This is a genomic window from Streptomyces sp. NBC_01439, from assembly GCF_036227605.1.
Lineage (GTDB): Bacteria > Actinomycetota > Actinomycetes > Streptomycetales > Streptomycetaceae > Streptomyces.
Genome location: NZ_CP109487.1, coordinates 8,685,421 through 8,698,673, shown reverse-complemented (window position 1 = coordinate 8,698,673; position 13,253 = coordinate 8,685,421). Strand labels below are relative to the sequence as shown.

15 protein-coding genes are annotated in these 13,253 nt (G+C 73.7%); 7 read left to right on the top strand and 8 right to left on the bottom strand.

Annotated elements, in window-relative coordinates:
• The first annotated feature begins 101 nt into the window (after positions 1-101).
• Complete coding sequence (locus OG207_RS39625) at positions 102-1,244, top strand: molybdopterin-dependent oxidoreductase (RefSeq protein ID WP_329105885.1); 1,143 nt, start codon at positions 102-104, stop codon at positions 1,242-1,244.
• The gene (locus OG207_RS39620) at positions 1,244-1,660 is read left to right on the top strand and encodes a hypothetical protein (protein ID WP_329105883.1); all 417 of its coding nucleotides are present in this window, start codon (positions 1,244-1,246) and stop codon (positions 1,658-1,660) included. Before OG207_RS39625 ends, OG207_RS39620 begins: the two co-directional genes overlap by 1 nt.
• Positions 1,661-1,726: 66 nt before the next feature.
• Here the strand turns inward: OG207_RS39620 and OG207_RS39615 are convergent, their stop codons facing one another.
• Genes OG207_RS39615 through OG207_RS39605 form a run of 3 tightly spaced genes read right to left on the bottom strand, consistent with a single transcriptional unit; the run spans position 1,727 to position 3,713 of the window.
• Positions 1,727-2,383 (bottom strand): class I SAM-dependent methyltransferase, encoded by a 657-nt coding sequence (locus tag OG207_RS39615; RefSeq protein ID WP_329105880.1) that lies wholly within the window; start codon positions 2,381-2,383, stop codon positions 1,727-1,729.
• On the bottom strand, positions 2,380-3,000 hold the full coding sequence (locus OG207_RS39610; RefSeq protein WP_329105876.1) for a TIGR04282 family arsenosugar biosynthesis glycosyltransferase: 621 nt from the start codon (positions 2,998-3,000) through the stop codon (positions 2,380-2,382). The genes OG207_RS39615 and OG207_RS39610 overlap by 4 nt, the downstream gene beginning before the upstream one ends.
• Entirely contained in the window at positions 2,997-3,713 is a 717-nt protein-coding gene (locus OG207_RS39605; protein WP_329105873.1) for a glycosyltransferase family 2 protein, read from the bottom strand. Before OG207_RS39605 ends, OG207_RS39610 begins: the two co-directional genes overlap by 4 nt.
• A gap of 123 nt (positions 3,714-3,836) precedes the next feature.
• Between OG207_RS39605 and OG207_RS39600 the strand changes: the two genes are divergently transcribed.
• Positions 3,837-4,670, top strand: coding sequence for a response regulator transcription factor (locus OG207_RS39600; RefSeq protein ID WP_329105871.1), 834 nt, complete (start codon positions 3,837-3,839; stop codon positions 4,668-4,670).
• Positions 4,663-5,775, top strand: coding sequence for a sensor histidine kinase (locus tag OG207_RS39595; RefSeq protein WP_329105869.1), 1,113 nt, complete (start codon positions 4,663-4,665; stop codon positions 5,773-5,775). The genes OG207_RS39600 and OG207_RS39595 overlap by 8 nt, the downstream gene beginning before the upstream one ends.
• Positions 5,776-5,799: 24 nt before the next feature.
• On the opposite strand, the gene OG207_RS39590 is transcribed toward OG207_RS39595, so the two are convergent.
• Positions 5,800-6,033 (bottom strand): hypothetical protein, encoded by a 234-nt coding sequence (locus OG207_RS39590; protein WP_329105866.1) that lies wholly within the window; start codon positions 6,031-6,033, stop codon positions 5,800-5,802.
• Positions 6,034-6,345: 312 nt separating this feature from the next.
• Here OG207_RS39590 and OG207_RS39585 point away from each other — a divergent pair, with 312 nt between their 5' ends.
• Positions 6,346-7,305, top strand: a complete 960-nt coding sequence (locus OG207_RS39585) for an NAD(P)H-binding protein (protein ID WP_329105864.1) — start codon at positions 6,346-6,348, stop codon at positions 7,303-7,305.
• A gap of 120 nt (positions 7,306-7,425) precedes the next feature.
• Here OG207_RS39585 and OG207_RS39580 read toward each other — a convergent pair whose 3' ends face one another.
• Positions 7,426-8,487: an NAD-dependent epimerase/dehydratase family protein gene (locus tag OG207_RS39580; RefSeq protein ID WP_329105862.1), complete on the bottom strand. Its 1,062-nt coding sequence runs from the start codon at positions 8,485-8,487 to the stop codon at positions 7,426-7,428.
• A gap of 105 nt (positions 8,488-8,592) precedes the next feature.
• On the bottom strand, positions 8,593-9,999 hold the full coding sequence (locus OG207_RS39575; RefSeq protein WP_329105860.1) for a serine hydrolase domain-containing protein: 1,407 nt from the start codon (positions 9,997-9,999) through the stop codon (positions 8,593-8,595).
• Positions 10,000-10,280: 281 nt separating this feature from the next.
• On the opposite strand from OG207_RS39575, the gene OG207_RS39570 reads away from it, so the two are divergent.
• Both OG207_RS39570 and OG207_RS39565 read left to right on the top strand, forming a co-directional pair.
• Positions 10,281-10,565, top strand: coding sequence for a DUF6400 family protein (locus OG207_RS39570; protein ID WP_329105857.1), 285 nt, complete (start codon positions 10,281-10,283; stop codon positions 10,563-10,565).
• The gene (locus tag OG207_RS39565) at positions 10,552-10,809 is read left to right on the top strand and encodes a hypothetical protein (protein WP_329105855.1); all 258 of its coding nucleotides are present in this window, start codon (positions 10,552-10,554) and stop codon (positions 10,807-10,809) included. Before OG207_RS39570 ends, OG207_RS39565 begins: the two co-directional genes overlap by 14 nt.
• An 89-nt stretch (positions 10,810-10,898) precedes the next feature.
• On the opposite strand, the gene OG207_RS39560 is transcribed toward OG207_RS39565, so the two are convergent.
• Complete coding sequence (locus OG207_RS39560; RefSeq protein WP_329105853.1) at positions 10,899-11,597, bottom strand: HAD family hydrolase; 699 nt, start codon at positions 11,595-11,597, stop codon at positions 10,899-10,901.
• A 36-nt stretch (positions 11,598-11,633) separates the two neighbouring features.
• Positions 11,634-13,043 (bottom strand): L,D-transpeptidase, encoded by a 1,410-nt coding sequence (locus tag OG207_RS39555; protein WP_329105851.1) that lies wholly within the window; start codon positions 13,041-13,043, stop codon positions 11,634-11,636.
• Positions 13,044-13,253 lie beyond the last annotated feature (210 nt).

Sequence of the window (13,253 nt, the reverse complement as noted above, 5' to 3'; positions counted from 1 at the left end):
TCCAGCAACGGGGCCGCACGGTGCGTCCGCCGTCCCGCACGTCCGCATTCCGTAAGGTGTTCCGCCCGCCCGCCGGACCGTCGGCGGGGTGTCATGGGAGCATGCGCTTCACTCCGCCCCCGAACCCGCCGATCACCTTCACGGCACGGCTGCACGACGCCCGTACCGCGACGGTGATCGGCCGCCTGCTCGGGCTCGCCGTCGTCGTCTGTTTCGCCACCGGTGTGCTCAGCCATGTCCTCCAGCACCCGCCGGCGTGGCTCGTCGACCGGCTGCCGAGCCGCCCGTACTGGGGTTACCGGCTCAGCCAGGGCCTGCACGTGGCGTCGGGCATCGCCGCGGTCCCGCTGCTGCTGGCCAAGTTGTGGACGGTCTACCCGCGGCTCTTCGCGTGGCCGCCGCTGCGGTCCGTGCGGCACGCGCTGGAACGCCTCTCGGTGGCCGTGCTCGTCGCCGCCGCGGTCTTCCAGCTGTTCACCGGGCTGTTGAACACCTTCCAGTGGTACCCCTGGCCGTTCTCGTTCGTGCCCGTGCACTACGCCGTCGCCTGGCTGCTGCTGGGAGCGCTGCTGCTGCACCTCGCGGTTCAATGGCCGCGGATCCGTGACCACTTCACCCGCCGCTCCCCCGGCACCCTGGCGCTTCCCGAGGCCGACGGACCGGACCGGCGGCAGCTCCTGGCGGCCGTCGCGGCGGGGGTTGGCGCGGTCACGCTGACCACGGTCGGGCAGTCCGTCACCGCGCTCGGTCCGCTGGACCTGTTCGCTCCGCGCAGCCCGGCCCACGGTCCGCAGGGGCTGCCGGTGAACCGTACGGCCGCCGCGGCGCGCGTCACGGAGGCCTCGCTGGCCGACTGGCGGTTGACCCTGGCCGGACCGCGGCCGGCCGTCCTCACCCTGGCGGAGCTGCGCGCGCTCCCGCAGCACGAGGTGACCCTGCCCATCGCCTGTGTGGAGGGCTGGAGCAAGTCCGCCCGGTGGACGGGGGTGCGGGTGCGGGACCTGCTCGAGCGGGCCGGAGGGGGGCCGGACGCACGCTGCCGGGTGGTGTCGTTGGAAGTGGCGGGCGCGTACCGGGTGATGGAGATGGGCCGCCTGTACGCGCAGGACCCGCTCACCCTGCTGGCGCTGCGCCTGAACGGCGAGGTGCTGTCCCTGGACCACGGCTACCCGGCACGGATCATCGCCCCGAACCGGCCGGGCGTGCTCCAGACCAAGTGGGTCGGACGACTGGAGGTGGTGTGATGTCCTTCCGGTACGCGGTCGGCGGCTTCGGCCTGGCCGTCATGGCGTTCGGCGGCTTCCTGCTGGTGCGGGAGCCCGAGCCGTGGCGGATCGCCCTGTGGCTGGCGGGCGGGGTCCTCGTGCACGACGGGCTGGTCGCCCCGTTGGTCATCGCGGTCGGGGCGCTCTGCGCGGCGGCGGGCCTGCGCCTGCGCGGGGTCCCGCGCGCCGCACTGGTCGTCGCGGGGTCCCTGACGGTGATCGCCCTGCCGCCGCTCCTGCGCCCCGGTGGTGTGGCCAACGCGTCGGTGCTGCCGCTGGACTATCCACGGAACTGGCTGCTGGCGATGGCCGCGGTCGGCGTGCTCGCGGCCGGGTACGCGGGGGCGTGCGCGTGGGCTCGGGCACGACGGCGGCGCGCGGCCCTGCGGCGCTGACGAGGGGCACGGCGAAGGGGGAGTTGCTGCCCGTGCGGGCAGCAACTCCCCCTTTCTCAGGTCCTGTCAGCGCCGCAGGTCCACGAAGCTGCGGCCCGCGGCCTGCCAGGTGGCGGACCGGGTCCAGCCGGCTTCCGCGGCTTCGCCGCACAGGGCGCGGGCGCCGAGCCGGGCCCACCAGAAGGGCGCCCCGTGGCCGCCGCGGCCGTCATCGACGTGGACCTCTACGCGTTCGTCCACGTCGGCGGTGGTGACCTCGACCAGCAAGGAGCCGTCCGGGGCGGCGAGTTGGGCGGCGCGGTGGAGCAGTGCGGCCGGGTCGCCGCCGATGCCGATGTTGCCGTCGATGAGCAGGACCGTGCCCCAGCGTCCCTCGCCGGGCAGCGGATCGAAGACCGACCTGCACAGGGCGCTGCCGCCGGCCCGCGTCGTACGGGCCACGGCCTCGGGTGTGACGTCCACGCCCAGCGCCCGGTGCCCGCGTGCGGCCAGGGTGGCGACGAGGCGCCCGGGGCCGCAGCCGATGTCCAGCACGGGTCCCGTGCAGCGGGCGAGGACGCCCTCGTCCGCCTCGTCCGGTTCGGCGCACCACCGCTCCACCTCCAGCGGCAGCAGCCAGCCGTCCGAGCGCCGCAGGTAGAGGGGGCCCTGGCCGGCGCGCAGCGCGTCGGCATAGGGGTCGGCCCGCCAGGCGAGGGCGGGTTCGGTGAGCTGGGCGGTCATCGTGTCACCGGGCGCAGGCCCGAGTGCAGGGCGGCGAAGCGGGTACCGGGCACGTCGGCGGCGACCCGCGCCGCGTCGGCCGGGGTGTCCACGTCGCACAGCTCGGGCAGGTCCCGTACCGCCCGCCCGGAGGCGGTCAGTCGGGCGCGCTGCAGCTCGCCCGTGGTCGGCAGGGACATCGGTACGCCGAGGAGCAGGGCCGGATCGGGCTCGGCCAGGCCGAGCGCCCAGAACCCGCCGTCGTCGGCGGGGCCGAACCAGGCGTCCGCCTCGCTGAAGTCGAGGCCGCGGGCGAGCAGGTCCGGGGTGACCTGCGGCGTGTCCATGCCGATGAGCAGGGCCGGTCCGGCGGCCCGGGCGAAGGCCGCGGCCAGCCTGGCGTCGAGCCCGCCGGCGCACTGCGGCACGACCTCGATGCCGTCCGGCAGCCAGGAGCCGGGCTCTCCCTCCAGTACGAGGACGCGCCGTCGGGCCGGGGCGTCGAGTACGGCGGCCAGCGTGTCCTGGAGCGCGGCGCGCGCCAGCCGGGCGGCCTGCTCGGGGGTGAAGTGCGGGGTGAGGCGGGTCTTGACCCGGCCGGCTACGGGGGCCTTGGCGATGACGAGGAGGGTGCTCATGCGCGAACCCCCTCGGTGGGCGCGGACCGGATGCCCGGGGGCTCTGCGAGCACCTTGCGCATGTCCCGCACCGCCTGCCAGGTGCCCCGCCAGGTGCCGGTGACCTTGGACTTCCCGGAGCGGGGCAGGTACGGGACGTCGGTCTCGGCGACGCGCCAGCCGGCGTCGGCGGCCCGTACGACCATCTGGAGCGGGTAGCCGCTGCGCCGGTCGGTCAGTTCCAGGCCGAGGAGCGCCTCGCGGCGCGCGACCCGCATCGGTCCGAGGTCGTGCAGCCGCAGTCCGGTACGGCGGTGCAGCATCCGCGCGAGCGCGAGGTTCCCGGCCCGGGCGTGTACGGGCCAGGCGCCGCGCCCCTGCGGGCGGCGCCGCCCGAGCAGCAGGTCGACCTGGCCCGCGGCGACGCTCGCCGCCATGGCGGCGAGCAGGCCGGGGTCCATGGAGGCGTCGCAGTCGCAGAAGCAGACCAGGTCGGCACGGGCCGCGAGGAGCCCTGCGTGGCAGGCGGCGCCGAACCCGCGCCGGTCTTCGTGCACGACGGTGGCGCCCAGGCTCCGGGCGATCTCCGCCGAGCCGTCGGTCGAACCGTTGTCGACGACGATGGCGCGCCACCCGTCCGGCACGCGTGCCAGCACCCAGGGCAGCGCCTGTGCCTCGTCGAGGCACGGCAGTACGAGGTCCGCGCGGGGCGGAGCACAAGCTGATGAAGTCACCCTCCACACCGTAGGAACCGGGACCGCGGAAAAGGGGCCCGCAGACCTTACGAAACACGGACGCCGTCCCCCGAGAGGGGGTCGGCGGCACACGGGGGGCCGGGCGGGTGACAGCCTGGAGGCATGGCAGTGAGCGATGTGGAGAGTACGAACGAGGGTCCCGGCACCGCAGGGACCGCCCGGGCCGGCGCCCAGGGCAGCGTTCTGGTCGTCGACGACGACCCGACCGTCTCGGAGGTCGTGGCCGGATACCTGGAGCGGGCCGGATTCGCAGTGCGCCTGGCGGCGGACGGCCCGACCGGCTTGCGCGCCGCCGAGGAGCTCCGCCCCGACCTGATGGTCCTCGACCTGATGCTCCCCGGGATGGACGGTCTGGAGGTCTGCCGCCGGCTGCGCGCCGGGGAGGACGGCGGCCGGCCCGTTCCCGTCATCATGCTCACCGCGCGCGGTGACGAGGACGACCGGATCCTGGGCCTGGAGGTGGGCGCGGACGACTACGTGACCAAGCCCTTCAGCCCGCGGGAGCTCGTGCTGCGGGTGCGCTCCGTACTGCGCCGGGCGCAGGCCGCTGCCCCGGCCGGTACTCCGCAGGGCGGTCCGGAGGGCGGTCCGCGTCTCGCGGTGGCCGGTCTGGTACTGGACCCGGCGGCCCGCCGGGTCCACAAGGAGGGCCGGGAGCTCGCGCTCACCCTGCGGGAGTTCGATCTCCTCGCGTACTTCCTGCGCCACCCCGGCCAGGTCTGCGACCGGGAGCGACTGATGCGGGAGGTCTGGGGCTGGGACTTCGGCGACCTGTCGACGGTCACCGTGCACGTCCGGCGGCTCCGCGGCAAGATCGAGGACGACCCGGGGAACCCGCAGCTGATCCGAACCGTCTGGGGTGCCGGATACCGCTTCGAGCCCGCCCCGGACACCGGGGCCGAGCACGCCTTCCGGACGGAGGACGGCCATGCGTGACCTCCTGCTGATCGCCCTGTACGCGCTCCTCGGCGCGGGCGCCGCCGGACTGCTCGGGGCCGTGGCGCTGCGGATGCTGCGCCGGCGCAGCGTCGCCGTCTCCCTCACGATCGTCGCCGCGGTGGCAGTGTCCGCGATGCTCGCCGGGACGCTGACCGTGGCCTGGGCGATGTTCCTGTCCTCCCACGACCTGGCCGTCGTGACCACGGTCGTCGCGACGGCCGCGGTCGTGTCGATGGCCACCGCGCTGCTGCTGGGCCGTCAGGTCGTCCGGCGCTGCCGGGAACTCGTCGGCGCGGCGCGGGTCTTCGGGGAGGAGGGTACGTTCGCGGCACCGGCCGTGCCCGCTCCCGCCGAGTTCACGGCGCTGAGCCGCGAGCTGGCCCGCACCAGCGAACGGTTGGCCGCGTCCCGCGAGCGCGAGCGGGCCCTGGAGGCCTCCCGGCGCGAGCTCGTGGCCTGGATCTCGCACGATCTGCGCACTCCGCTGGCCGGGCTGCGCGCCATGTCGGAGGCGCTGGAGGACGGCATGGCGGCCGATCCCGCCCGGTACCACCGGCAGATCCGGACCGAGGTCGACCGGCTCAATTCCATGGTGGGCGACCTGTTCGAGCTCTCCCGCATCCACGCGGGAGCGCTGTCCCTCACCCTGACCCGGATGTCCCTCCACGACCTGGTGGGCGATGCCCTGGCCGGCACCGACGCGCTCGCCCGCGAGCACGGCGTGCGGCTGGTCGGCGAGGGGGTCGCCTCGCTTCCGGTGGAGGTGGACGGCAAGGAGATGACCCGGGTGCTGTCCAACCTCTTGGTCAACGCCATCCGCCACACTCCGTCCGACGGGACGGTCGCGATCGCCGCCGAACGCCGCGCGGACTCCGTGGTGCTCTCGGTCACCGACGCCTGTGGGGGCATCCCCGAGGAGGACCTGCCGCGCGTCTTCGACACGGGCTGGCGCGGCACCCCGGCCCGTACCCCTCCCTCGGGCGCGGGCTTGGGCCTCGCGATCGTCCGGGGGATCGTCGAGGCCCACGCCGGCCGCGCGGACGTCCACAACGTGTCCGGCGGCTGCCGCTTCGAACTGACCCTGCCGGCCGCGACCGGCTGAGGTCCGCCCTTCTTCAGGTCGAGGTCAGAAGAACATCCAGGCCGGGGTCAGGCTGCCGTTGATGGTGAAGATGACTTCCCCGGCCAGACACGGTGGGTTTGAATTCGCGACGGCGGCGGCTTCGGCGGGATCGCCGAAGTTGCCCATCCAGCGCCAGGTCTTGAGTGCCTTCTTCGCCGTGACGCGCTGCTTGATCGCGACCCCTTCCTCCACGGAAAGGACTCGATCGGCGGCGATTTCCTCGTTCTGCTCGGCCATGCCGTTCCTCCTACTATGGTTGCTGAGTGTAGCGGACGATTACAGAATGCGTTCAACCGCACCGATGTGCTAGCCCCGAGGTCGGCGTGTCGACCGGAAGCCCGTGAGGTCCACTGCATCGGCCGAGCGGCACCGGCCGCCGGACCCGCTCCCAGGACCCCGACCCCGGCCCCTGTTCCCGGGCCACTGCTGCCTGTTACGCTGCTCGACCTCGATCCGCAGCCGTGGTCCCCCCGGCACGGGACACGGCTACGGCCGTCCGGTGTCCGGGCCAGGTGCAAGATCTTCGCCTACGCGTGGAAGGTTCTTGCCATGGACAGGTTCGAGCACGACGAGACGGCGTCGCCCGGCGAACGCAGTTGTCTGCTGACCGTCGTCAGCCCCCGCAAGGACGAGGGCAACAGTCCGACCGGGATCGTCGGCCGGTGCCTGGCGCGACAGCTGCTCGCCACGGGCCGGCACGTGCGGGTGCTGGCCGAACCCGACCAGTGCGACGGCTGGCCCGGGGCGGTCGAAGTCGTGGAAGGGTCCATCACCCGCCCCCTGGAGTACGCCCGGGCCTTCGACGGCGTCGGGTCCGTGTTCCTCGCCGGCGCCCGTCCGTCGACGGTCCGGGAAGCGCTCGTCCTCGCTCGGGACGCCGGCGCCGCGAAGGTCGTCCTGCTGTCGTCCCACGGGCCGGAGTACGAGGAGGCGAACCCGCCGGAGACCTGGTACTGGCTGGCGATCGAGAAGGCCGTGGAGGGTTCGGGCCTCGCCTGGACGCACATCCGGCCGTCGGCCGTGATGGGCGCCGTCATCGAGGGCACCTACCCGGCCACGGGATCGGACTGGCCCGACACCGTCCGGGCCGACGGGGTGGTCCGTGAGGCCTTCCTCGACGAGGGGCACTACCCCTTCATCCACGAGGAGGACCTCGCCGCAGTGGCGGCCGCCGCCTTGACCGGTGACGACCACGTCGGGACGGTCGTGGAGGCGGTGGGCCCACCACTGGGCACCCGTGCACGGATACGGAGCATCGCCGCGGCCCTCGGCCGGGACATCGGCACGGTCGATCTGACGCCCGACGACGGCCGGGCGGTCTGGCGCGACCTCGGCTGGCCCGAAGGCGCGATCGACGTGACGCTGCACGCGCTCGAGGTGTACGGCGCCCGGTACGCCGAGCTCCTCCGGTGGACGCTCGACCAGCGGCCGTCCGTACAGGACGTCATCGGCCGCCCACCGCGCACGTACGACGCATGGGTGAGCGAGAACATCGACTCGTTCCGCTGACCCCGGCGGGCGGTCCGGGACCTGCGCCCGTACGGCGGGCCCGGACCGTCAGCCCGCCTGCCGAACGGCCTCGGCCGCGGGGCCGGTCCCGTGACGCGGGGTACGGCTGTCGCGGTCGCGCTAGAAGCCGCTGGGGCCGGGCCGTTCCCTCCCCGTCCGGGAGGGAACGGCCCGGCCCGTGGCCAGTTCGGCCATCCCCTCGGCGAAGGGGACGGCCGGGCGCCAGCCCAGTTCGTGGCGCAGGCGCACCGAGTCGGCGGTGATGTGCCGGACGTCGCCGAGCCGGTACTCCCCGGTGACGACCGGGGCCGGGCCGCCGCAGGCGGCGGCCAGTGCCCCGGCCATGTCGCCGACGGTCCGCGGGTCACCGCTGCCGACGTTGTACGCCGTGAAGCCCGCGGGGCCGGCGCCCGCGTCCCCCCGGGCCAGGTGGTCCAGCGCCACCGCGTTGGCCGCGGCCACGTCCCGCACGTGGACGAAGTCCCGGCGCTGTCCGCCGTCCTCGAAGACGCGCGGCGCTTCGCCCCGCGCCAGCGAGGACCTGAACAGCGCGGCCACCCCCGCGTACGGGGTGTCGCGGGGCATCCCCGGCCCGTAGACGTTGTGGTAGCGCAGCGAGATGACGCGTCCACCGGTGGCCCGGGCCCAGGAGGAGGAGAGGTGTTCCTGGGCGAGCTTGGTCGTGGCGTAGACGTTCCGGGGGTCCGTCGGGGCGTCCTCCGTGACCAGCCCCGGCGCCAGGTCGGCGCCGCAGACCGGGCAGCGCGGCTCGAACCGCCCGGCCCGCAGATCGCTCTCGGCGCGCGGGCCGGGCCGGACCGTGCCGTGGGCGGGGCACTCGTAGCGTCCCTCGCCGTAGACGACCATCGACCCGGCGAGCAGCAGCCGCGGCACCCGCGCCCGTGCCATCTCGGCCAGCAGCACCGCGGTCCCCAGGTCGTTGGCCGACACGTAGCCGGGCGCGTCCCCGAACTCCTTCCCGAGCCCCACCTTGGCCGCCTGGTGACAGACCGCGTCCACGCCTGCCAGCGCCTGCGCCACGGCATCCGGGTCCCGAACGTCCCGCCCGGCCCGCCCGTTGTCCACCAGGTCGAAGACCACCGGCTCATGGCCACGACCGATCAGCTCGGCGACGATGTGCGAGCCGATGAAGCCCGCGCCTCCAGTCACAAGTACGCGCATGCCCCGACGCTAAGCCGCGCACGGTCCGGCGCGACGCGTACCGGGCCGCACGTCACGGATCCGTAAGATCCGTAAGAACCCGGACGACGCCCCACCCGTGTCCGATCAGCGGACGGGAGCCGACAGCGGTCCGGGGAGCACCGGCACGTTCTGGGGCAGTACGCGCGGAGCGGCCGGGGCCTCGGCCGACGGGGCCTGGGCCGACGAGGTCTCGGCGGAGCGGTTCTTCGCGGCCGGGTCCGGGGTGTGCGGCGCGGTGGTGGTGCCGCACAGGGACCGGTCGCGGTAGTCCACCAGCGCGGCGTCGGCCGGGTGCGGCTCGAGGGCCTTGCCGGCCGCGTTGAGGCGCTGGTACTTCATCAGGTTGTACCCGATGGCGAACTGACGGCGGCCGTCCGGGCTGGACAGGGCCCAGGTGCCGGCGCCGAAGACTCCCCCGTCGTGACCCCAGGCCGGGCCGCACGGCGTGTCCATGGAGTAGATGCCGAGGCCGTAGTGCATGTACACGGTGCCCGTCTCGTCCTTGACGTCGACGGTGGTCCGCATCTGGTCCAGCTGGCGGCGCTGCAGGAGATCGCCGCCCAGCAGGGCGCGGTAGAAGGTGTTGAGGTCCTGCGGGGTGGAGACGAGGGCGCCGGCGGTGCCGGCCCAGGTCATGTTGTAGTCGCTGTAGTCGCGCGGCGGGTCGATGATCCCGTAGAAGCTCTCGTACATGCGGGCGTGAGCGCCGCGGATGCGCGGGTCGGTGCCGGGGAAGTAGGTGTCGCGCAACCCCGCGCGCCGGATCACGTCCCGCGTGATCACCTGCTCCGGGTCCTGGCCGGTCACCTTGCGGAGCACCTCGCCGAGCAGCACGTAGTTGGTGTTGGAGTAGGACCAATCGGTGCCGGGCTCGAACAGCTGCGGCCGGGCCACCCCGTAGCCGATCAGCTCGGCGGGCTTGATCGTGCGGTACCGGTGCTCGTCCAGGCTCTCCGTGGTCCCCTTCAGGAGGGAGGGGAAGGCGTCGCCGACGTAGTCGTAGATGCCGCTGGTGTGGTTGAGCAACATGCGTACGGTCACCTTGCGGCCGCGCTCGCCGGGCAGCAGCTCGGGCACGTAGTCGCCGACCGGCCGGTCGAGGTCCACCCGGCCCTTCGCGGACTGCTGGAGGACGGCCACGGCGGTGAACGTCTTGGTGACGCTGCCGACGCGGTGCCGGAGGTCGGGGCGGACCTTGCGCCCGGTGGCGATGTCGGCGAGGCCGGCCGCGCCGTCGAAGCGCTCGCGGCCGTCGCGGACCCCGGAGTAGACGCCGTATATGTCCGCCTCGTGGATCGCGTTCAGCCCCGCCTGCAGCTGGGGCCGGTCGAGGCGCCGGCCGGCGTCCTGGCCGTAGGCGCTCGGCGTTTCCTGGACGGCGGCGCTCGCGGCCGGCGCGAGGCCCGCCAGCAGGGCTAAGGCGACGGCGGTGGCCGAGGCGGCGCGGCGCAGTCGCGGTGCGGGTCGGTCGGCAGGACGGGTGTGGGGCACGGCGGCTCCTCGTCGGTGGCCCGGTGGGGCCCGGCGATCTTGGTCCCTTCAATTCTTCGCCACCGACCCGCGCCGCGACCTCCTCCGCCAGGACGAAGCGGGCATCAACCTCCAGAAGGAGAAGCACCTTGACACGCCATTACATTTGTCACGCCCTGCTCCCGGCCCCGCCGTCCCGTCGGGCGCGTTGTGTCTCCGCCCGCACACCGTCTGACCAGCGGAATGTGACTCCGCCCACCCCCTCTTGACCGAAGAAGGAAGGGCTACCTAACTTCGATGTCATGGCCCCCCACGACCCCACCCCGCAGTTCGACGCCTCCGGTGCCCCCGACGCGTCCGAGCTGGTCGATTTCGCCGTCGACCTCACCTCGCAGGAGGTGCTCCGGCGCGCCCAGGTGATGGCGGCCCTCGGCCCGGACTGGGATCCGATGGAAGTGCTCCTCGGCGAGGAGGCCGCGTACGACCTGCTCTACTCCGGGCTCGACGCCCAGCAGCAGCGCCTCTACGACGACCTGGTGGCGGCCGGTGTGCTGCCCTCGCGCGGAGACGGCCGTGCTGCCGCTTGACCCGCAGGCCGACCCCGGGCGCCGCGCCTGGGTGGCCTGCCCGAGGTGTGCGGACGCGCGCGGCTGCGAACCCTGTGAACAGCGGCGCACCTGCTCCACCCACTGGCGCTACCTGCTCACCAACACCGGCAGCATGCTCCACCTCCAGTGCCCCGGGTGCACCCACGTCTGGGTGCACGAGAGCGGCTTCGGAGCCACCCGCTCCGCGTGGGACCGCGGCACGGGCGCCCGGCCCGGCTTCTGACCGCCGCGGCGGGCTTCGCACACCCCGGTACCGCTGCCGGATCCGGCCACCGTGGCGGCGGGCCCGGCCCGCCCTCGGGGCGACGACCGTCATGCGGGCCCGAGCAGGTCCAAGATCGGGGCCAGTCCGCCGGGCCGCTGGTCGACCGGGAGGTGCTCGACGAAGTGCACCGGGCAGCCGAGCGCCCGCGCGCCGCCGTCCGCCTCGATGCTGTCGCCGACCATCAGCACATCGGCGGGGGCCAGGCCAAGCCGGTCGCATGCGGTTCGGAAGATCACCGGATCGGGCTTCTGGACGCCCAGCTCGAAGGAGAGCACGTAGGCGTCGACCAGCGCGTCGAGCCCGTGCGCGCGGAAGACCGGCCGCAGGTCCCATCCGATGTTGCTGACCACGGCCACCGGGAGCCCCCGGCGGCGCAGTGCGCGCAGGGTGGGCCCCGTGTCCGGGTAGGGGCGCCAGGCGACGGGGGTCATGTGGCGGTCGTAGAGCGCCTGGGCCAGCTGCGGGTCCGTGATCCCGGCAGCACGGGTCAGGCCCCCGTAGGCGGCCCGGTGCTGCTCGGGGCTGATGTCCCGCTGTTCCCAGAGGGGTTCGAGGTGTGCCGGCACGTGCCGGGGCGACAGCCCGCCGGGCAGTGCGCCGTACTCGGTCAGCCGTCGCGCCGCCTCGCCGAACTCCTCCTCGGCCAGCGGGATACCGGTCTCGGCGAGGGCTGCGGCGAGCCACTCCTCGGTCGACTCGACGCGCAGCAACGTGCCGGAGAAGTCGAACATCACTCCTTTGATCATGCGGTGATCGTAGTGCGGTACCGGGCGGGCGCGGGCTCAGGTGGTCGGGTGCAGCCTGGACGCGACGGGGGCGGTCGGCGGGTCCTGCGGACTCCCGTCGATGGCGGCCAGGGCACTGCCCGCCAGCCAGGTCCGCCAGTCCACGTTCCAGTCGCCGAAGCCGTTGTCGAAGGGGGCCATCTTCGCACCGCCGCTGTTGACCACCTCCACGATGTCCCCTTCACGGACGGTCTCGAAGAACCAGGCGGCGTCCTCGGTGCTCATGCCCGTACAACCGTGGCTCACGTTCTCCTCGCCCTGCGCCTCGACCGACCAGGGCGCGGCGTGGATGTACTCGCCGCTCCAGGTCACCCGGGTCGCGTAGGAGACGGGCAGGTCGTAGAACTCGCTGGTACCGGGCTTGATGCCGACCGTGTCGCCGCGCATCCGCACCTTGGGCTCCTTGCGCAGCACGACCTTGATGCCGCTGCGGGTCCTGAAGCCCTCCTTGCCGGTGGTGACCGGGATCGTCCGGATGACCCGTCCGTTGCGGCGTACGGTCATCCGGTGGGTGGCGGAGTCGGTGACGGCCTCGATCCGGTCGGCAATGGTGAACTGGACCGCGTCGGAGGGGCCGCCGTAGTCGTGGTCCCCGACCTCGACCCCGTCGAGACCGCTGCGGACGCGGACGACGGTGTGGGCGGGCCAGTACGTGCGCGGCCGGAAGTGCAGGGTCGATTCGTCGACCCAGTGCCACGCGCCCTCGACCTGGGGCTCCGAGGTCACCTGTAGGGCCCGTTCCAGCCGGGCGCGCGCCGGGAGGTCGTCGGCGGGCACCGGGCGGCTGAGGCTCGCCGTCACGATCTCCCCGGCTCCGTACGTGCCGGCTTCCGGCCCGAACTCGACCGTCAGCCTGCCCCCGTCCGAGGGGGGCGCGGTCCGGAACGCCATGGTCACGCCGACCGGGGTGCCGTCCGCGTCCAGGGCTCCGACCTGCACGGTGTAGCTCTCCCCTGCCCGCAGCGGCTCACTGTTGAGCCAACGCTCGTTGTCCGGGGCGAGGCCGCCGGCCAGGTGCCGGCCGTGCCCGTCGCGTACGGTCACGTCCGTGAGGCGGCCCGCGTCCGCGAGGGCGATCTGGAGCGGACCGCCGGAGTCCGTCGGGAGGACCTCCACCCGTGCGTCCCGTGCCGTGTCGCCGAGAGAGGGTTCCTTCAGTACGGATCCCATGCCGCGCGCGGTGGCCCGTACCCGCTGCTCCTGCCAGCCGCTGCACAGGCCGGGCCGGAACATGCGCACCGTGCAGGGTCCGTCGCCGGATTCCCGGCCCTCGTCCAACACCCTCCCGACCAGCAGGGTGACCGCGGCCTCGCGGGGCACCCCCGCGAGGGCGGGCACCGAGGTGTCCGCATCGGGCGCCCGGCCCGGCGCTGCGGCGACGACCAGCATGGCCCCCGTCACAGCCACGGCGCCCCACGCCTTGGTCGGTTGTCTCCGTCGCATTCGTGGCATAGCGGTATCAAACCGATGTGGCGCCAAAATGATGATCATGCCTGCGGCGCTGCGGCCGAACGGGCACCGAAGTGAACTCGTACGGAGCACGGAACCGGCCCCGGACGCGCGGGGACCGGACGCGTGCCCGATACTCGCGTGCCCCCGCCCCGTACTCCCGCGACA